Origin of the sequence: Flavobacterium algoris (genome assembly GCF_048158525.1) — a bacterium.
Lineage (GTDB): Bacteria > Bacteroidota > Bacteroidia > Flavobacteriales > Flavobacteriaceae > Flavobacterium > Flavobacterium algoris.
In genome coordinates this window covers 54,431-74,713 of record NZ_JBLNKT010000019.1, presented here as the reverse complement: position 1 = coordinate 74,713, position 20,283 = coordinate 54,431, and the positions used below count along the sequence as shown (strand labels likewise).

Below are 20,283 nucleotides of genomic sequence, written 5' to 3'. Positions count from 1 at the left end.
GGCAATAAACAAACTTTTAGAACAATTATTAAGGCAATATTTTCAATTTTTAATAAATTTCTGCTAAATCAGGTATTCCTTAAAACAAGTAGAGGCTATCTTTTCAGACAACCTCTTTTTATGCAATGTGTTAAAATGGATCAGAAAGTTAAGTTTTTTCTGGGAGTAGTTGAAAGAATATTTTTAATTAAAATACTTCATAACATTTAAAAATTCTACCTAAAATGTCATCTAAAATTAAAAACCATTATAAATCAGATGTTTATAAGGGTTTTTATGAAGGCAGAAGGATTACTAACACAACTCGTAGCGCACTTTATTGTTGAATTGTTTATTTCTGCGTGGCAAAATTGTGCCAAAAATTTTTATTTTTAATGTAGATAACATTTAAAAACAATAATTCAATCTTTTTTTTGTAAAAATCTTACTTCCTTGCCGAAGGAATGTAAAAAGAAATACCTCCGATTGCATTAGGAACTAAAGTTAGTTTTTCATCTGAAAGAGCAGAATCTAATAAAATTCTAATTCCATTTGTATTTTCAATATTATTATAACCTCTTGAGATTAGAACCTTTATTATTTGATTTTTCACATTGATAATTTCACCTTCTGAATTTGGCGCTATAAACCCAACATGCATTGTCTTATTAGGAAACATTACAAAAAAATCTTTTAAAAACTCTTCATTAATTATTCTTGGCTGTATCCCATAATTATTTTGAGTGTTATTGTTCCCAATTTGGAGATTTGTAGCTTCAACTTTTTCATTAAAATTATATTTAGTTTTTGCAGAATCTTTTTTTAAACTAGAGTATGGTGAAGGTGGTGTTTTATTAAAGCTAACTTTAGTCTGATTAATTTTACCCTTCGCAATTCTTATAGTTCTTGAAGTGTCAGGATTAATATTTACATATTTAACTATTGTATCTCTATTAATAGTATCATTAAATTCTATTCCAAATATCTTGACATGTTTATCAGTAAAAATTCCAATTAATACTACAATTGCTAAAAGTAAAAGCAAAACAAATGCAACAATTTTTGCAGCTACACTTTTAGTCAAGGTTTTAACCCAGTGTTCTTCCATATATTTAATATTTTATCACAAATTAACACAATTTTAAACATAAGCCAACTCTAAAAACCTTTTTTATATTTATTGACGTTCTTTCTCAATAATATAAATTAAAATATCATAACCGTTTATTTAATAAAAGAGATTTTTATCAAATAAAGTTCACAAAGCGAGTATAATAGAATGATAATTTCTAAAAATGATTGTAACATTTTTTTGACACACAAAATTTATCTGTACAAAATCTGTGTCAAAAGTGGTGAAAAATAAAAAAAAAAAACACTATCGAAAGACTTTTTTTAAAAGATACAAACAATAAAAAAACCCCTTAAAAACACTGACAACCAGTAGCTTATAAGGGGAATTAAGTGAAGGCAGAAGGATTCGAACCTTCGACCGCCTGCTTAGAAGGCAGGTGCTCTATCCAGCTGAGCTATGCCTCCATTGCTCATGTAAAAAAATCTAGTCGGGGTGGCAGGATTCGAACCTGCGGCCTCCTGCTCCCAAAGCAGGCGCGATAACCGAGCTACGCTACACCCCGAAGTGCAAAAAAATAAGCGGAGGGACAGGGACTCGAACCCTGGCACCGATTACTCGATGACAGTTTAGCAAACTGCTCCATTACCACTCTGGCACCCCTCCAAGCTCAAAGAAACGTGTCCTGTTTTGCGGTTGCAAATTTAAGACATCTTTAGACTTCTCACAACTATTTGAGGTCTTTTTTTTAATATTTTTTATCCTTTTTATAAAAACTGTTCACAATCAAACATATAGAATGAAAATATTTTTTAAAAAAGATAATGGCATAATCAAAATTTGAAATTGTTTAAAAAAGATTAAATTTGCTTCATAAACCAACATTTTATAAGTTATGAACAAAAGAGTTGTTATCGTTTCTGCCGTTAGGACACCTATCGGAAGTTTTATGGGGGGATTATCTACAGTGACTGCTCCAAGATTAGGTGCAGTCGCTATTAAAGGTGCTTTGGAAAAAATAAATTTAGATCCAAATTTAGTCGATGAAGTATTTATGGGCAATGTCGTTCAGGCTGGCGTAGGTCAAGCTCCTGCTCGTCAGGCAGCTTTATTTGCTGGCTTACCAAATACCGTTGCTTGCACCACAGTAAATAAAGTTTGTGCTTCTGGGATGAAAGCTGTCATGTTAGGTGCGCAAGCAATTCAATGTGGGGATGCCGAAATTGTAGTAGCCGGAGGAATGGAGAATATGAGTTTAATTCCGCATTACTTGCATTTGAGAAATGGAACTAAATTTGGTCCTGCAACCATGATTGATGGAATGCAGAAAGATGGACTAACTGATGCTTACGATAACAGCGCTATGGGAGTGTGTGCTGACTTATGTGCTTCAGAATATGGTTTTACTCGAGAAGAACAAGATGACTTCGCAATTCAATCGTATGAGCGTAGTGCGAAAGCATGGGATTCCGGGAAATTTGACAATGAAGTTATCCCTGTTGCGGTTCCGCAAAGAAAAGGAGATCCTATTATAGTTTCTAAAGACGAAGAATACACTAATGTAAAATTAGACAAAATACCATCATTAAGCCCTGTTTTCACCAAAGACGGAACAGTTACCGCAGCTAACGCATCGACTATAAATGATGGCGCAGCAGCAGTAATATTAATGAGTGAAGAAAAAGCAATCGCTTTAGGCCTAAAACCTTTAGCTTACATTAATGGTTACGCCGATGCAGCACAAGAACCAAAATGGTTTACAACTACTCCATCTAAAGCAATTCCTAAAGCTTTAGAGAAAGCGGGAATAGCAATTGGTGATGTTGATTATTTTGAATTCAACGAAGCTTTTGCCGTTGTAGGCTTAGCTAATTCCAAAATTCTTGGATTAGATGACAGTAAAGTAAACATAAACGGTGGGGCTGTATCTCTAGGACATCCATTAGGTTGCTCAGGAGTAAGAATCATTGTTACATTAATAAATGTTTTAGAACAAAATAACGGTAAAATTGGAGCCGCTGCAATTTGTAATGGCGGTGGTGGCGCTTCAGCAATTGTTATTGAAAGAGCCTAAAATAATTATAAGTTATGGGTTATGAGTTTTGAAACTTATAACCCATAATTATTAACTCATAAATTGACCTAAATGTTCGGAATTTGTAATCTAGCTATAATCCCACTTCGCTTTGAACCAAATGACAGAAGCGAAATCGTTTCTCAAGTTTTGTTTGGCGAACATTTTGAAATTTTAGAACAATTGAAACAATGGTCTCGAATCAAAATGCAATATGATGATTATGAAGGCTGGGTAGATTCTAAACAATACCAATTGATTTCAGAATCCAGTTTTAATCAATTGTCCAAAGACGCAATCATTTTGAATGCTGATTTAATAGAATACATTACTGCGCCAAATAATATATTAATCCCAATTCCACTAGGTTCATCGGTATCATTTTTAAATTACAATGAAATCAACACTTCAAGTTTTGACTTTGAGGGAACTAAAATTAGTGGTATCAAGCCCAAAGAAGGATTGATTAATACTGCTTTTTTATATCTAAATGCTCCTTATTTATGGGGTGGAAAAACACCATTTGGTATTGATTGTTCCGGTTTTACACAAATGGTTTACAAACTTAACGGATATAAACTATTACGTGACGCCTCACAACAAGCAAGACAAGGAGAGGCATTGAGTTTTATAGAAGAAAGCGAACCTGGTGATTTAGCTTTCTTTGATAACGATGAAGGCAATATTATTCATGTGGGCATCATCATGGAAGACAATTACATTATCCATGCAAGCGGAAAAATACGAATTGACAGGTTAGATCATCTAGGAATCTATAATCCCGAAACAAACAAACACACTCATAAACTTCGAGTAATCAAAAAAATAATCTAAAAAATAATCTAAAAAAAAAACCTATCAAGAATTTCATTCGAGATAGGTTTTTTTAATCTATTTAAAAGAGTATTACATCTTAGCTTTCAATGCTTTTTTCTTTTCTGTCATTTCTAATGCTCCATAAACCCCTAATAAAGTTGCTTTAACTTCTGCATTTTTAGGATCTAATTCGCTAGCTTTTTCTAAAAATGGTAAAGCATCCGTAAACACAGCCTCTCTTTGCTTTTTAAGAACTAAATAACGTTTATTATCTTTTTCTGAATTTCCTAATTTACTCATCTCATCAAAAAGCTTTTTGTCAGCATCTAGCTTCATGATAGCTAAATTAAGATACGCATTTACATAATCCGGTTTTATTTCAATCGCTCTTTTATAATATTTCTCAGCTTCAACTGTATTTTTAGCATTTGCACTAATTACACCTAAATTAAAAACCAAATCAGCATCATTAGGATTTTTTTCTAAAACTTCTGAAATTAATTTTTTATAGGTATCAAAATCTTTAGTTTCTAAATACAAGTTAGCTTCAGTCAAAATCAACGAAGTGTCCTCAGGATTTGCAACTCTTGCCTCGGCAATTGCTTTTTTAGCTTCTTCCGTTTTACCTTTTTCTACTAAAATCAAAGCCATATTTTTATATATCTCTCCTCTTTTTGAAGGGATCACCTCTGTTCTTGGCTTGTCATGAGTCCCTAGTTTCACCATTCTGTCTCTTTCTTGAGCAGTTGCAAAAACATCTTCTTCGCTAGTTAATTTATTCACAGCAAAATAACTTGTTCCTTTTCCTGAATAGTTCAAGTTTTTCAACTCATCATACAGCTTAAGTGCCGGATCATATTCTTTAGCATTAACATAAGTAGAAGCAGCGTAATATAAATTAATGGTATCCTTTTTATCTAACAAATAAGCATCATATAATTTTTTAGCACTGCTAGAATGCTTATCAATTTTAGAATCTGCAATTGCACTATTAATTAACTTGAATTTTATCTGCGTAATTGACGTAGCGGCTTGAGTAGAATATTTAACTTTTCCCGAAGCTTGTTCAACAGCAATTAAATCTTGATATGCTTTTGCAGCAAGAGAAAGATTTGTATCAATATCAACATTCTTATTTGCTAAGTCTAATAAAGTATTTCCTTTTACAAAGAAAAATTGTGCTTTTTCCGCATCTGTAGCATTCGCAATCAAAGATTCAGCTCCTTGCAAAATTGTTGCAGCTTCTTGAGAATTTCCGCCTTTCAATGCTTTTTCGGCTGCTTTAATTTGATCTTTTTGAGCAAAAGTAGCTACTGATATCAATAATGCTGATGCAAGTATTACATATTTACTTTTCATAATATTCTTGGTTTTTGTTTAATAATTATTCTTTTTTACATTCTTATTTTTAAGCCTCATCATCAGAATCTTCGTCTTCGGCATCATCTTCAGATTCTTCGTCCTCTTCAGACTCATCCTCATCATCGTCTTCCTCTGTTCCTTCGTCTTCAAGTACTTCTAAAACTGGCTTAACTCTTTCAATAGCTTCGTTTTCAATTACATTGCCTTCTTCATCAACAACAACTTCAGCCACATCGTCTTTCATTACTTTTGTAACTGCTGCAATAGAATCATTTCCTTTAATGTTAATCAACTTCACTCCTTGCGTAGCACGTCCCATAACTCTTAAATCTTCGACAGCCATTCTGATGGTTAATCCAGATTTGTTGATAATCATTAAATCATCAGCATCCGTAACCGCATTTATCGAAATCAGTTTCCCTGTTTTCTCTGTAATATTTAAGGTTTTAACTCCTTTACCACCACGGTTTGTGATTCTGTATTCGTCAAGACTTGAACGTTTTCCGTATCCGTTTTCAGCAACAACTAAAATTTCGCTGCTCATATCATTTACAGTAACCATGCCAATAACTTCATCTGTATCATCTTTAAGAGTAATTCCACGGACTCCAGAAGCAGTTCTTCCCATTGGACGGGTTTTAGTCTCTTCAAAACGAACTAATTTACCAGATTTTACAGCCAAAATAATTTGACTTTCTCCATTGGTTAATTTTGCTTCTAATAATTCATCGCCTTCCTTAATTGTGATTGCAGCAACACCATTAACTCTAGGTTTAGAATATTTCTCTAAAGATGTTTTCTTAACCTGACCTTTTTTAGTCACCATAATAAGGTTATGGCTGTTGATATACTCTTTATCTTTTAAATCTTGGGTACAGATAAATGCTTTTACTTTATCGTCGCTTTCAATATTTACCAAGTTTTGGATAGCTCTACCTTTAGCAGTTTTACTTCCTTCTGGTATTTCATAAACACGCATCCAGAAACATTTTCCTTTTTGGGTAAAGAACATCATATATTGGTGATTCGTTGCCACAAACATGTGCTCTAAGAAATCTTGATCTCTTGTTCCAGCACTTTTTTGACCAACTCCTCCTCTATTCTGAGTTTTGTATTCCGTAAGATTGGTACGTTTAATATATCCTGCATGCGAAATTGTAATTACTACATTTTCATCTGCAATTAAATCTTCAATACTTACATCGCCTCCTGAATATTCAATTACAGAACGACGCTCATCTCCGTATTTATCACGAATTTCAGTCAATTCTTCTTTAATTAAAGCTATTCTTAAATTAACATCGGCCAATAAAGCTTTTAAATGCTCAATTAACTTCATAATCTCATCATATTCCGTTCTTAACTTGTCTTGTTCCAGACCTGTTAATTGACGTAAACGCATTTCTACAATTGCACGAGACTGAATATCTGATAAATTGAACCTTTCGATTAATTTTTCTCTTGCTTCTTCGGTACTTTTTGATGCTTTGATTAAAGCAATTACTTCATCTATATTATCCGAAGCTATGATCAAACCTTCCAAAATATGCGCTCTTGCTTCCGCTTTTTTCAATTCAAATTGCGTTCTGCGTGTCACCACATCATGACGGTGTTCGATAAAATAATGAATCAGATCTTTCAGATTCAACATTTGCGGACGCCCTTTTACAATTGCAATATTGTTTACACTAAACGAAGATTGTAATTGAGTAAACTTATAAAGTGTGTTTAAAACCACATTTGGTGTTGCATCACGTTTTAAAATATAAACGATACGCATCCCGTTTCGATCCGATTCATCTCGGATATTTGCAATTCCATCAATTTTTTTGTCATTAACCAAATCAGCCGTACGCTTGATCATATCAGCTTTATTGACTTGATAAGGAATTTCGGTAACGATAATGCATTCTCTTCCGTCCACTTCTTCAAAACCTACTTTAGCACGCATTACAATACGTCCTCTACCGGTTTTAAATGCTTCCCGAACGCCTTCATATCCATATATGATACCACCAGTAGGAAAATCTGGAGCTTTAATATGCGTCATCAATTCATCAATCTCAATATCATTATTGTCCATAAAAGCCAATGTACCATTGATTACCTCCGTTAAGTTGTGAGGTGGCATATTAGTAGCCATACCTACTGCGATTCCTGTTGCCCCATTTATTAATAAGGTAGGAACACGAGTTGGCATAACCGTTGGCTCTTGTAATGTATCATCAAAATTTAATTTAAAATCAACCGTTTCTTTATCGATATCCGCCAAGATTTCTTCCGAAATCCTACGCATTCTAGCCTCTGTATAACGCATCGCAGCAGGACTATCGCCATCTACAGAACCAAAGTTACCCTGACCGTCAATCAATAAATAACGCATACTCCATTCTTGTGCCATACGAACCATAGCATCATAAACAGAGGTGTCACCGTGTGGGTGATACTTTCCAAGAACTTCCCCGACAATTCTTGCAGACTTTTTATGGGCAGATCTGGAGTTAACCCCTAAATCATGCATTCCAAATAATACTCTTCGATGTACTGGTTTCAAGCCATCTCTAACATCTGGAAGTGCTCTGGATACAATTACGGACATCGAATAATCGATGTAAGCAGTTTTCATTTCATCTTCAATGTTAATAGGAATTAACTTTTCTCCTTCAGACATAAGTTGTTATATTAAAAAATTATATTAGTTTCAAAACGTGCCAATATACAGCTTTTTGAAATTTTAGAGCCTATTTAAACCTACTTATTTCAATGATTTATTAACAAATTAATCTTCACTTTTAGTTAATAATTTAAGGGAAATTTAACTTTAATATTATTATTATTTTTGTCTATTAGCTGACAGTACTTGTTAAGGGAACGATTTTTGTTTTTCAATTACTAATTCACTAAATTTACGATATCAATTATATATTATGGATGATAATTTTTCACCAAGAGTAAAAGATGTTATTACCTACAGCAAAGAAGAAGCTTTGCGATTAGGTCATGACTTTATAGGAACTGAACACTTGATGCTGGGTATTTTAAGAGATGGAAACGGAAAAGCAATACAAATATTGAATAACCTATCTGTCGACTTAGACCACTTACGTCGAAAAGTAGAAATCCTAAGCCCCGCAAGTCCAAGCGTAGACGTTAATGTTGAAAAGAAAAACTTACACTTGACACGCCAGGCAGAACGAGCGTTGAAAACCACTTTTCTTGAAGCAAAAGTATTTCATAGTTCGTCCATTAGTACAGCACATTTATTGTTATGTATTTTAAGAAATGAAAACGATCCAACAACCAAGCTACTAAATAAACTTAAAATAGATTATGATGTAGCTAAAGAACAATATTTAAATATGACTCCAAGCGAAGAAGAATTTTTAGAAAACTTGCCAAGAAACGAATCATATAATGACGATTCAGGACAAGATGACAGTCTTAAAGAAGGTACTTTTAACAATCCTGCCAACAAATCAAATAAGAAATCTAAAACACCTGTTTTGGATAATTTCGGTAGGGATTTAACTGAAATGGCCGAAGAAGGAAAGTTAGATCCTGTTGTGGGACGTGAAAAAGAAATCGAGCGTGTTTCTCAAATTTTGAGCCGTCGCAAAAAGAACAATCCACTGCTTATAGGGGAACCTGGAGTGGGAAAATCAGCTATTGCCGAAGGGTTAGCTTTGCGAATTATTCAAAAGAAAGTATCCCGAATCCTTTTCAACAAACGCGTTGTAACATTAGATTTGGCGAGCCTTGTCGCTGGGACAAAATACCGTGGACAGTTTGAAGAGCGTATGAAAGCAGTGATGAACGAATTAGAAAAGAATGATGACATTATTCTTTTCATTGATGAAATTCACACCATTGTTGGTGCTGGTGGCGCAACCGGTTCACTAGATGCCTCTAACATGTTCAAACCTGCATTAGCAAGAGGCGAAATTCAATGTATTGGTGCTACAACACTAGATGAATACCGTCAATATATTGAGAAAGATGGTGCATTAGAAAGACGTTTCCAAAAGATAATTGTGGAACCAACAAGTGTTGCTGAAACCATTACAATTCTAAATAACATCAAAAATAAATACGAAGACCACCACAATGTTACTTATTCGCAAGAAGCGATTGAAGCTTGTGTGAAATTAACGGACAGGTATATGTCCGAGCGTTTCTTGCCAGACAAGGCTATTGATGCATTAGACGAAGCAGGTTCCAGAGTTCACATCACCAATATTGAAGTTCCAAAACAGATTTTGGATCTGGAACGTCAATTAGAAGATGTTCGGGAATTGAAAAATGTTGTTGTTAAAAAACAAAAATACGAAGAGGCTGCCAAGCTTCGTGATGACGAAAAAAAGATCGAAAAAGATTTAGCAATTGCCCAGGAACAATGGGAAGAAGATGCTAAAAACAATCGAATTGAAGTCACCGAAGACAATGTAGCCGATGTGGTTTCTATGATGACTGGAATTCCGGTAAATCGTATTGCTCAAACTGAAAGCAACAAATTAGCCAAATTACCAGAATTAATCGAAGGAAAGGTTATTGGACAAAGGGAAGCGGTAATGAAAATTTCTCGTTCTATCCAAAGAAATCGTGCTGGGTTAAAAGATCCAAACCGACCAATTGGTTCCTTTATTTTCTTGGGACAAACGGGTGTTGGTAAAACACAATTGGCAAAAGTATTGGCAAAAGAATTATTCGATTCAGAAGATGCGTTAATCCGTATTGACATGAGCGAATACATGGAAAAATTTGCAATCTCTAGATTAGTTGGAGCGCCTCCGGGATACGTAGGTTACGAAGAAGGGGGTCAATTAACCGAGAAAGTAAGAAGAAAACCATATTGTGTTGTCTTATTGGATGAAATCGAAAAAGCGCATCCTGATGTTTTCAATATGTTATTACAAGTGCTGGACGATGGCTATTTAACGGATAGTTTAGGCCGAAAAATTGATTTCAAAAACACTATAATTATTATGACTTCCAATGTTGGAGCCAGACAATTAAAAGATTTTGGTCAAGGAGTTGGTTTTGGTACTGCCGCTAAAGTGGCTCAAGCCGATGATAATTCGAAAAGTATCATTGAAAATGCATTGAAAAAAACTTTTGCTCCTGAATTCCTTAATAGAATCGATGATGTAATTGTGTTCAATGCTTTAGAAAAACATGATATTGATTTGATTATCGAAATCGAATTGAAAAAATTATATGCTCGTGTTGCAGAATTGGGGTATCAATTAAATCTTTCTGATAAAGCGAAAGCATTCATTGCAGACAAAGGATTTGATAGACAATTTGGTGCAAGACCATTAAAAAGAGCGATTCAGAAATATGTGGAAGATGCACTTGCTGAAGAAATTATCACTTCAAAAATTGCTTCTGGAGACGAAATTTTCATGGATATTGAAGACGGAGCCCAAGAGCTGACCGTACAAGTTCATAAAGCAGGTGAAGCAACGAATCCATAAATTCTTTAGAATTAAACGAAATAAACCCGTTACGTTTTTATAACATAACGGGTTTATTCTTTATACAAATTCAACATTTTTTGAAAACAAATATTTACATTTGGTTTTTAAAAAATAGGTCAAATAAAATCAATTTATGTCTCAAAATAAAGTTATCCTAGGTAGCGAAGAATGGTGTTCTTTTCCTGAATTAGGAATTCCTACAATCAAAGCAAGAGTTGATTCAGGGGCAAAAACATCCGCATTACACGCTATAAACATTGCCCCTTTTATAAAGAACGAAGCAAACTGGGTAAAGTTTGATATCAACCCTATCCAAAATAACCTAAAAACGGTAATTCATTGTGAAGCCCCTTTAGTGGACAAACGTATTGTAAAAAGTTCCAGCGGATTTAGAGAACAGCGGTATGTGATCCAAACCAACTTAAAAATTGGCGATTCGATGTGGCCTATTGAAATGACATTAACCAATCGAGATTCCATGGGTTTTAGAATGCTTTTAGGTCGTGAGGCCATGAGCGGAAGGGTTCTTGTAGACCCGGAACAGAAATATCTTTTAGGACAACCTACCTCAGATAGTTTAAAAGAACTCTATAAAAATTCCGAAAAAGCAAGTTCTGGTTTACGCATTGGTCTTTTAGCCAGCAACCCAGAGTTATACAGCAACAAACGTATTATGGAAGCGGGAGAAATGCGTGGTCACGAAATGCATTTTTTGAATATCAAAGAATGTTATATGAAGCTGGATGCAAAAACACCGGAAATTCATTATCGTGGAGGGAAAATATTAAATCAATTTGATGCTATTATCCCTAGAATTAGACCCAGCATCACCTTTTATGGCTGTGCTTTAACGAGACAGTTTGAAGCCTTGAATGTGTTTTGTTTAAATTCTTCTAATGCGATTACCCAATCACGCGATAAATTATATTCCTTACAATTACTCTTACACAGTGGAATTGATATCCCTACAACAGGATTTGCAAATTCACCTTTAGACACGGACGATTTGATCAAAATGGTTGGAGGCTCTCCCTTAATTGTTAAATTACTCGAAGGAACTCAAGGAAAAGGTGTTGTATTAGCCGAAACGAAAAAAGCAGCAGAAAGTGTTATTAACGCCTTCAAAAGCCTAAATGCCAATATATTAGTTCAGGAGTTTATCAAAGAAGCGAATGGTAAAGACATTCGTTGTTTTGTAATTGACGGAAAAGTAGTCGCTGCCATTCAACGGGAAGCAATGCCGGGCGAATTTAGAGCTAACATCCATCTTGGAGGAACAGCTTCAATCATAAAAGTGACAGCCGAAGAAAAACGTATTGCGATAAAAGCTGCCAAAGCCATGGATTTGAAAGTAGCCGGTGTTGATATTATTCGTTCTTCAAAAGGCCCCTTATTGTTAGAAGTAAATTCGTCACCAGGATTAGAAGGAATTGAAGGTGCCACCAATAAAGATATTGCGGGGGAAATGATAAAAGCAATCGAGAAAAATTTTAAACTGAAATAGTGTTAAGAGTATTCAGTCACAGTCGCAGATTTCAGTCTGCGATGTAACTGAAAACGGAGACTAAAAACTAAAAAACAATGAATCCTTATATTGACATCATCATTCGAAGTACCGCAGTCTATTTTTTTATGGTCATTTCGTTGCGGTTTTTTGGAAAGAAAGAATTATCACAACTCAATACTGCCGATGTCATTTTAATTTTACTGATAAGCAACTCTGTCCAAAACGCAATGGTTGGTACCAACACGTCTCTTTATGGAGGCATGGCTGCGGCAACAGTACTTTTTACAATCAATTTTATATTGAAAAAATTGATGTTTAAATACAAGAAATTCAGTGATTTTATGCAAGAGAAACCGGAGATTTTAATTCACGATGGAAACCTGGATTTTAAAGCATTAAGCAAATTAAACATTTCTTCTGACGAATTAAAAGAAGCGATGCGCGAACATGGAATTGAGTTTTTTAAAGACGTAAAACTCGCTATGCTTGAGATTGATGGAAATATCAGCATCATATCCGGAGACAAAAATTTAAAACAAACGCATTATAAACGAAGACGTATTCATAAAAATTTAGCTGGAATAAACTAGCAGAACTAATTCAATTTTTTTTATACCAGTATGCCGTAACACCGAATAATTATGCTTGATTCATTCCAAACATACTTTCAATCCAAAACCAATCTGACGGACGAACAATTCCTTTCGATTACGGGTACGTTACAATCCAAAAAAGTAGAAAAAGGAACTGTCCTACTCCATCAGGGCGACATTTGTCATCATTCGTTTTTTGTATGTAAAGGATTATTGCGTTCGTACACCATAGACGAAACCGGCAAGGAACATATCATTCAATTCGCACCGGAAAATTGGATCATTTCGGATAGAAGCAGTTCTTATTTCAACGAACCTTCTGAATTATGTATTGATGCCATTGAAGAAACAGAAATTGTTTTAATCGATAAAAGTTTCATCGATGCCGCAGCTGAAATTAGTATTTCTTTCCGACAACAGGACAATATTGCTTTGCACAATCACATTCGCCAACTTCAAAAACGAGTCAACCTCTTACTGGGAGCAACGGCTGAACAGCGGTATTTGGATTTTATAACCATTTACTCCAGTCTTACTTTACGCATTCCACAATGGATGATTGCTTCGTATTTAGGCATTACGCCTGAAACCCTAAGTAGAGTTCGCAAAGAATTAGCCAAAAGAAATTTCAAACCCTATTAATTCTTTACAAATTCATTTCTTATCCTACATCAATGCGTCTGGTTTTAATCTATAGTAAATTTGTACTATAATTAAAATAAGATACCGAAATGAAAACCAAAAATATTGAATTAGTATTGGCTCCACCTCCGCCACATATGGTTGGTGACGGATTTAGAGTGCACAATTTTATTCCGAGTGGCCATAATTTAGACATGAAAAGAATGAGTCCATTTATTATGATGGATTATAATTCTAAATTTTACTTCCCGCCAACAGATCAACCCAGAGGCGTAAGTGTCCATCCGCATAGAGGTTTTGAAACCGTTACAATTGCCTATAAGGGAAAAGTAGCGCATCACGACAGTTCAGGAAATAGCGGTATCATAGGCGAAGGGGATGTACAATGGATGACGGCAGCTTCGGGAATTTTACACAAGGAATACCACGAAGAAGAATTCAGCAAAAAGGGTGGCGATTTTCAAATGGTACAGCTTTGGGTGAACCTTCCGGCAAAAGACAAAATGTCGACACCAAAATACCAAGGAATTACCAACGACCAAATCAATAAATTCGAACTTCCTGAAAAGGACGGTGTGATTGAAATTATAGCGGGACAATACGAAAATGTAAAAGGTACCGCTTCAACTTTCACTCCTGTACATTTACTAAATGCAAAATTGAATAAAGGAGCAAAAGCATCTTTCCATTTCCCTGCAAATTACAACACTGGTTTATTAGTAATTGAAGGAAGCATAAAAGTGAATGATGCTGAAAATGTTCCTGCCAACCATTTTGCATTGTTTAAAAATGATGGAGAAACATTTAGCATGGAAGCCACTGAAAATGCAATTATTTTGATTTTAAGTGGCGAACCCATCAATGAACCTATTGCGGCACACGGCCCTTTTGTAATGAATACTCAAGCCGAAATTATGCAAGCATTCGATGATGTGAATATGGGAAAATTCGGTTATTTGGAAGAATAATACCAATTAAACTTAAAATTCATCATAATGATTTTTTAAAACTTAAATGAACTTATATCCCTTATATGGTTTATATTTCTCACCATATAAGGGATATAAGTTCATTTAAGAAATAGTATGATTATTCAATCTTATTATAGTAAAAGCAAAACTAAAATGGTATAATTTCCTTATTTTTATAGTTTAAAATATAAAAAATGTCAAATATCAAATTAATAATAGAAGAACGCCCAAGCAATATTGGCAACTTTATGGTTGGGCGATTGCTTCCCTTTCGAGAAAAAAGAATGGTGGGGCCGTTTGCCTTTATCGATCACATGGGACCAACGTGCATGAGCGATTACGAAAATTTAGATGTTCCGCCACATCCACACATTGGACTTTCTACTTTGACTTATTTGTTTGAAGGGAGCATTATGCACAAAGACAGCTTGGGAACTGAAATGGAAATCAAACCCGGACAAATCAATTGGATGACTGCAGGAAAAGGAATTGTACATTCTGAACGAACGCCTGAATATTTGCGTAGTTCTAATAAAATGCTACATGGACTTCAAATTTGGGTGGCTTTACCCAAAGAATTGGAAGAAATGGAACCTTCATTTTTCCATGTTCCAGAAAATGAAATTCCTGAATGGAAAACGGATAACATTGCTTTTAAACTCATAGCTGGAGAAATACTTGGCAAAAAATCGCCTGTTCCGGTTTATAGTCCGCTTTATCTTCTGGAACTAAAAAGTACCACGCGTCAAACGGTGACTATTGGCAACCATTTATTTGGCGAAAGCGCTTTATACATTTTAGAAGGCAGTATCGAAAGTGAAGGTAATACTTTCGGACCAAAGCAAATTTTGATTGCCAAAGACAGCAAACTCTGCGCCTTTGATATGGCGGAAAACACAACTATTTATATTTTTGGAGGAGAACCTTTTCCCGAAGAACGGATTATTTATTGGAATTTTGTCGCTTCAACCAAAGAACTGATTGAAAAGGCAAAAGAGAAATGGTTGGCACAAACTTTTGATAAAGTTCCGGGCGAAAGCGAATTTGTTCCACTTCCGGAGCAAAATAAAAAATAGCAACTATGATTCAAATAAAAGCACACATTGGTACCGAACTTTATAAAACAGAGCTTGAATCCGCCACTAATAAAATTATTTCAGATGAGCCTGAAAGTGCAGGAGGAAAAGATTTAGGCTTTGCGCCAAAGGAATTACTGGCTTCGGCATTAGCAGCCTGCACCTGCATCACGTTGCGCATGTATGCAAACCGAAAAGGATGGGATTTAACAGATCTAAAAGTTGAAGTCACTTTTGAAAAAGATGCAACGGAAAATAAGTCCAAAATAATGCGCAACATTCAATTATTTGGAAATTTAGACGATGCACAAAGAACACGATTAGTAAACATTGCTGATAGATGTCCAATGCACCAAATACTAACTAATCCTATCGAAATTACAACCGAATTAAATTAAAAATTATGATAATTGAACAAATAAACGAAATCAAAAAAGGCTATTTTAGAGCTTCAGATAACGAAATAGAAGCGGGAAGAATGACCTATACTTGGGCTGGATCCGAAAAATTCATTATTGACCATACTGAAGTAAATGATGCATTTGCAGGCCAAAGCGTGGGCAAAAAACTGGTAATGGAAGCGGTACAATATGCAAGGGCCAATAATCTTAAAATCTTGCCTTTATGTCCTTTCGCGAAAAGCGTATTTGACAAAACGGAAGAAATACAGGATCTTTTATTTTAGAAAACCCAAAGACATAAAAAAACCATTCGCAACTACGAATGGTTTTATATAAATTTTAAGCTTTAGAATTACAAAAACAAACTTAGGAAATAATAAACCAATGCCGCTAAAAAAGCCGAAATAGGAATCGTTAGTACCCAAGCCCACAACAAGCTTACCGTTACTCCCCAACGAACCGCAGAAACGCGTTTCGTTAATCCAACTCCAATTATAGATCCTGTAATAGTATGCGTAGTACTTACCGGAACTTTAAAATGCTCCGTAAAATATAAAGTCAAGGCACCCGCTGTTTCGGCAGCAACACCTTCAAAAGAGGTTACTTTGGTGATTTTTGACCCCATTGTTTTCACAATTTTCCAACCGCCACTTAAAGTACCCAAGGCAATAGCAGTATAACAAGCCAAAGGAATCCAACCCGGCATTGCCCCTTTTATATTTTTATCTTCGTTTGGAAGTATTACTTGTAACCAATCTGGAAGACTTACAATATCAACGCCACTTGCATGAATATAAACGGCAACAGCAGCTGCAATAATACCCATCACTTTTTGCGAATCGTTTCCACCATGGCCTAAACTAAAGGCTGCAGAGGATAATAATTGCATCTTTTTTAACCAAGCTGTAGCTTGATGTAAATTCAGGCTGCTAAATATTAAACAAAACAAACTCACTGTAAGGATGATAAAGGCAACCAAAAACCATTTTATATTGTGAGATTCAAAGACAACGCTCCAAAAATGAGAATCGAAACGCGGTTTTTCAATATCAGCAAAATTCACCATTTGGCCTTGAACAAACCAAATTGTTAAAATCATTAATGAAAGTGTGAAAATTTTTGGGTATATACTTTTTCTTGAAGCATTTAGAAGCCAAATCGAAATTAGATACGAAATCAAAGCACCTAATAAAGGGGCTAATACTATAAAAGCAATGATAACAACAACTCCAGATGGCATTCCGCCGTCTTTCCCTGTCTTGTACCAACTTACTATATTGTACCAATGATGAACTGTACCATCAACAGTATAATCGGCAAAACCATGTGTGGCAATGGCGTGAGCCAGCGCAGCACCTGCGAAACCACCTATTAATGTATGGGAAGAACTCGAAGGAATACCTTGCCACCATGTGATTAAATTCCAAACAATAGCAGCAATAACGCCTGCAAGAATTACCACTAAGTTTATTTCACTTGTTTCGGCTGTTTTGGCAACTGTATTTGCCACTCCTAAGCCAAAAACCCAATACGCCAAAAAATTAAAGAAAGCAGCCCAAAGCACCGCTTGAAAAGGAGATAAAACTTTTGTTGCCACAACTGTAGCAATAGCATTGGCGGCATCATGAAAACCATTGATGTAATCAAAGATTAAAGCCAAAACTATAATAACTATAAGTAGAGTAAATTCCATAAATATATTTCAGTCTAAACTGATTGAATTAAGAATGTTTTACAGAAATAGATTCTAAAACACTTGCTACACTTTTACATTTGTCTGTAGCTGATTCCAAAACAGATAAGACCTCTTTATATTTGATAATATTTTTTGCGTCGGTTTCATTTTCAAATATTTCGAATACTGCTTTATTATAAACATTATCCGATTTATTTTCTAATTTACTAATTCGTGCGCAAGCATCCGTAATATTCTTGATTTTTTTGAAACTTCTCAATTCTTTCACCGCAACATCAATATTCTGACATGCTTCAAGATTTATTTCTGTCAATTTTCTAATCGATTTTGTGATCTTATCCACTTGGTACAATCTCATTCTGCTAGCAGCACCATGAAGATTATCAGCAACATTATCAATTGAAGTAATCAAGGAGTGAATGTCTTCTCTATCAAAAGGAGTGATAAAGTTTCTGCTCAATTCCAAATTTGTCTGACGTGTGATGTCTTCTCCTTTTTGTTCTAAAGCATCAATTTTTTGAAAAAGAACTTCTCTTTCTTTCAAAGGAAGGTTTACTGCTTCGTGCAAATTGGAAGCCAATTCAATTAAATTACTGGATGCTTCTTCAAAAAGAGGAAAGAATTTTTTGTCTTTTGGAACTAAAAACTGGAAAATACTATTTATTGACATTTTATTGGATTTTTGAACTGCAAAATTAGTTCATTATTTTAAGGTAATGTTAAGCTATCGTTAACAAATCATCTTCAATTTGAAAACTATTCAAAAAAGAAACCGTTTTTTCAATGTCGTAATGCAAAATTCGGTCTTCATTTACCAAAGGAACTTCCTCACGATACGCATTTAAAAACATTTCTATAAAATCACTGGATTGCAATGGTCTTCTATATTCTATGGCTTGTGAGGCGTTCATTAGTTCTATTGCTAAAATTCGCTCCAGATTATCCATAACACGCAACGCTTTTGTAGCTCCATTTGCCCCCATACTTACATGGTCTTCCTGTCCGTTGCTGGACACAATGCTATCGATACTGGCAGGTGTAGCCAGTTGCTTGTTCTGGCTTGCAATACTGGCAGCGGTATATTGCGGAATCATCAAACCAGAGTTTAAACCTGGATTATCCACTAAAAATGCAGGAAGATTTCGCAAACCTGATATTAATTGATAGGTTCTACGCTCCGAAATACTTCCCAATTCTGCCAAAGCAATTGCCATGAAATCCAATGCTAACGCTAATGGCTGTCCATGAAAGTTACCTCCGGAAATGATTTGGTCACTTTCGATAAATATATTGGGATTATCCGTCACCGAATTGATTTCCGTTTTAAACACTTTTTTCACATAATCAAAAGCATCTTTTGAAGCCCCGTGAACTTGCGGCATGCATCTAAAAGAATACGGATCTTGAACATGCGTTTTTTCTTGCTCAATGATTTCGCTCCCTTCCAGAAAACCTTTTATACGATTCGCCGTTACAATTTGTCCTTTGTGAGGTCTAATAAAATGAATCAATTCATGAAAAGGTTCAATTCTGCCATCAAATCCTTCAAGAGAAATAGTTCCTATCAAATCCGCTAAATAAGAAAACTTATTCGCTTTCATCAAAATATGTGCGCCATAAGCACTCATGAATTGTGTACCGTTCAATAAAGCCAAACCTTCTTTGGATTGCAAAACAATCGGTTTCCAATCAAAACGCTTTAAAACTTCACTGGAATGCAATTTTTTGCTTTCAAAATACACATCGCCTTCTCCCAATAATGGCAAAGATAAATGCGCCAATGGAGCTAAATCACCCGAAGCACCAAGCGAACCTTGTGTATAAATTACAGGTAAAATATCATTATTATAAAATGCAATCAGTCGCTCCACTGTTTGCAATTGAATTCCGGAATGACCATAACTCAACGATTGAATTTTGAGCAACAACATCAACTTGACCACTTCATTCGGAACTTCCTCACCTGTTCCGCAAGAATGGGATTTTACTAGATTTTCTTGCAATTTCGATAAGTTTTCATTCGAAATTTTCACATTACAAAGTGAACCAAAACCAGTATTAATTCCGTAAATAGGTGCTGAATGCGTTGCCATTTTTTTATCCAAATAATCCCTGCATTTCTGGATATTTACTTTTGCCTCATCTGATAATGCTATTGTTTTGTGATGCGCAATAATCTCGTTTAAAACCTCTAATGAAAGTACTTCAGTGCTTATATAATGTGTGTTTTCCATTCCAATTGTATTTAAGTGCTCAAAATTGAATAAATCAATATTAAAAAGCAACATTTTTTAATAATAATTTAAAATTCATATCCAAAAAAGCTAAATAATAGATTTCATGCAAATTATCTTATATTAAAATATTTATTAAATCCTTGGTTTAGAATGCCTGTTCGATTTAATGTGAAATAATTTTATTAGCATAAAATTAAAGAAATTCAGAGCGAATTGAAGGCAAACAGGAATGAATTTAGAATTTAAGTTTAATCAAAAGTGAGCAGCAACAACTCAACAAAGTTATAAAATTCCAACAATTATAAGAATCAGATCAACGAAAAGGCTATTTATTGAAAATTATTTATTTTTAATCCAAATGCGATTGAAATTTTAAAATA

The 20,283-nt window shown here is 34.7% G+C and carries 16 protein-coding genes and 3 tRNA genes; 10 read left to right on the top strand and 9 right to left on the bottom strand.

Features of this window, described 5'->3' with window-relative positions:
- Positions 1 to 424 precede the first annotated feature (424 nt).
- From ACM55I_RS11005 to ACM55I_RS10990, 4 genes are all read right to left on the bottom strand, one after another.
- Positions 425 to 1,087 carry a hypothetical protein gene (locus ACM55I_RS11005; RefSeq protein WP_416846843.1) on the bottom strand — a complete coding sequence of 221 codons (663 nt, stop codon included), beginning with the start codon at positions 1,085 to 1,087 and terminating at the stop codon, positions 425 to 427.
- A gap of 357 nt (positions 1,088 to 1,444) precedes the next feature.
- Positions 1,445 to 1,518, bottom strand: a tRNA-Arg gene (locus ACM55I_RS11000).
- Positions 1,519 to 1,541: 23 nt separating this feature from the next.
- A tRNA-Pro gene (locus tag ACM55I_RS10995) sits at positions 1,542 to 1,616 on the bottom strand.
- 17 nt (positions 1,617 to 1,633) lie between these two features.
- Positions 1,634 to 1,717 (bottom strand) — tRNA-Ser (locus ACM55I_RS10990).
- A gap of 229 nt (positions 1,718 to 1,946) precedes the next feature.
- Here ACM55I_RS10990 and ACM55I_RS10985 point away from each other — a divergent pair.
- On the top strand, positions 1,947 to 3,125 hold the full coding sequence (locus tag ACM55I_RS10985; RefSeq protein WP_416846842.1) for an acetyl-CoA C-acyltransferase: 1,179 nt from the start codon (positions 1,947 to 1,949) through the stop codon (positions 3,123 to 3,125).
- 72 nt (positions 3,126 to 3,197) lie between these two features.
- A complete protein-coding gene (locus tag ACM55I_RS10980; protein WP_039109829.1) occupies positions 3,198 to 3,959 on the top strand; it encodes a C40 family peptidase in 762 nt (253 codons plus the stop codon).
- Between the two features lie 72 nt (positions 3,960 to 4,031).
- Here the strand turns inward: ACM55I_RS10980 and ACM55I_RS10975 are convergent, their stop codons facing one another.
- Together ACM55I_RS10975 and gyrA are read right to left on the bottom strand one after the other, a co-directional pair.
- Positions 4,032 to 5,300 (bottom strand): tetratricopeptide repeat protein, encoded by a 1,269-nt coding sequence (locus tag ACM55I_RS10975; protein ID WP_416846841.1) that lies wholly within the window; start codon positions 5,298 to 5,300, stop codon positions 4,032 to 4,034.
- 49 nt (positions 5,301 to 5,349) lie between these two features.
- Positions 5,350 to 7,974 carry a DNA gyrase subunit A gene (gene gyrA / locus ACM55I_RS10970; protein WP_416846839.1) on the bottom strand — a complete coding sequence of 875 codons (2,625 nt, stop codon included), beginning with the start codon at positions 7,972 to 7,974 and terminating at the stop codon, positions 5,350 to 5,352.
- Between the two features lie 256 nt (positions 7,975 to 8,230).
- Between gyrA and ACM55I_RS10965 the strand changes: the two genes are divergently transcribed.
- From ACM55I_RS10965 to ACM55I_RS10930, 8 genes are all read left to right on the top strand, one after another.
- The gene (locus ACM55I_RS10965; protein ID WP_416846838.1) at positions 8,231 to 10,777 is read left to right on the top strand and encodes an ATP-dependent Clp protease ATP-binding subunit; all 2,547 of its coding nucleotides are present in this window, start codon (positions 8,231 to 8,233) and stop codon (positions 10,775 to 10,777) included.
- Between the two features lie 136 nt (positions 10,778 to 10,913).
- On the top strand, positions 10,914 to 12,284 hold the full coding sequence (gene rimK, locus ACM55I_RS10960; protein WP_416846837.1) for a 30S ribosomal protein S6--L-glutamate ligase: 1,371 nt from the start codon (positions 10,914 to 10,916) through the stop codon (positions 12,282 to 12,284).
- A gap of 77 nt (positions 12,285 to 12,361) precedes the next feature.
- Entirely contained in the window at positions 12,362 to 12,877 is a 516-nt protein-coding gene (locus ACM55I_RS10955; protein WP_416846836.1) for a DUF421 domain-containing protein, read from the top strand.
- Positions 12,878 to 12,925: 48 nt separating this feature from the next.
- Positions 12,926 to 13,522: a Crp/Fnr family transcriptional regulator gene (locus tag ACM55I_RS10950; RefSeq protein ID WP_416846845.1), complete on the top strand. Its 597-nt coding sequence runs from the start codon at positions 12,926 to 12,928 to the stop codon at positions 13,520 to 13,522.
- An 89-nt stretch (positions 13,523 to 13,611) separates the two neighbouring features.
- A complete protein-coding gene (locus tag ACM55I_RS10945; RefSeq protein WP_416846835.1) occupies positions 13,612 to 14,490 on the top strand; it encodes a pirin family protein in 879 nt (292 codons plus the stop codon).
- 197 nt (positions 14,491 to 14,687) lie between these two features.
- Entirely contained in the window at positions 14,688 to 15,569 is an 882-nt protein-coding gene (locus ACM55I_RS10940; RefSeq protein ID WP_416846833.1) for a pirin family protein, read from the top strand.
- Positions 15,570 to 15,574: 5 nt separating this feature from the next.
- Positions 15,575 to 15,967: an OsmC family protein gene (locus tag ACM55I_RS10935; protein WP_416846832.1), complete on the top strand. Its 393-nt coding sequence runs from the start codon at positions 15,575 to 15,577 to the stop codon at positions 15,965 to 15,967.
- 5 nt (positions 15,968 to 15,972) lie between these two features.
- Entirely contained in the window at positions 15,973 to 16,254 is a 282-nt protein-coding gene (locus ACM55I_RS10930) for a GNAT family N-acetyltransferase (protein ID WP_416846831.1), read from the top strand.
- A gap of 68 nt (positions 16,255 to 16,322) precedes the next feature.
- On the opposite strand, the gene ACM55I_RS10925 is transcribed toward ACM55I_RS10930, so the two are convergent.
- The 3 genes from ACM55I_RS10925 to hutH are packed head-to-tail and all read right to left on the bottom strand — an operon-like array spanning position 16,323 to position 19,900.
- A complete protein-coding gene (locus ACM55I_RS10925; protein ID WP_416846830.1) occupies positions 16,323 to 17,663 on the bottom strand; it encodes an inorganic phosphate transporter in 1,341 nt (446 codons plus the stop codon).
- A 28-nt stretch (positions 17,664 to 17,691) separates the two neighbouring features.
- Positions 17,692 to 18,336, bottom strand: a complete 645-nt coding sequence (locus tag ACM55I_RS10920; protein WP_039109817.1) for a DUF47 domain-containing protein — start codon at positions 18,334 to 18,336, stop codon at positions 17,692 to 17,694.
- Positions 18,337 to 18,385: 49 nt separating this feature from the next.
- On the bottom strand, positions 18,386 to 19,900 hold the full coding sequence (gene hutH / locus ACM55I_RS10915) for a histidine ammonia-lyase (RefSeq protein WP_416846829.1): 1,515 nt from the start codon (positions 19,898 to 19,900) through the stop codon (positions 18,386 to 18,388).
- Positions 19,901 to 20,283 lie beyond the last annotated feature (383 nt).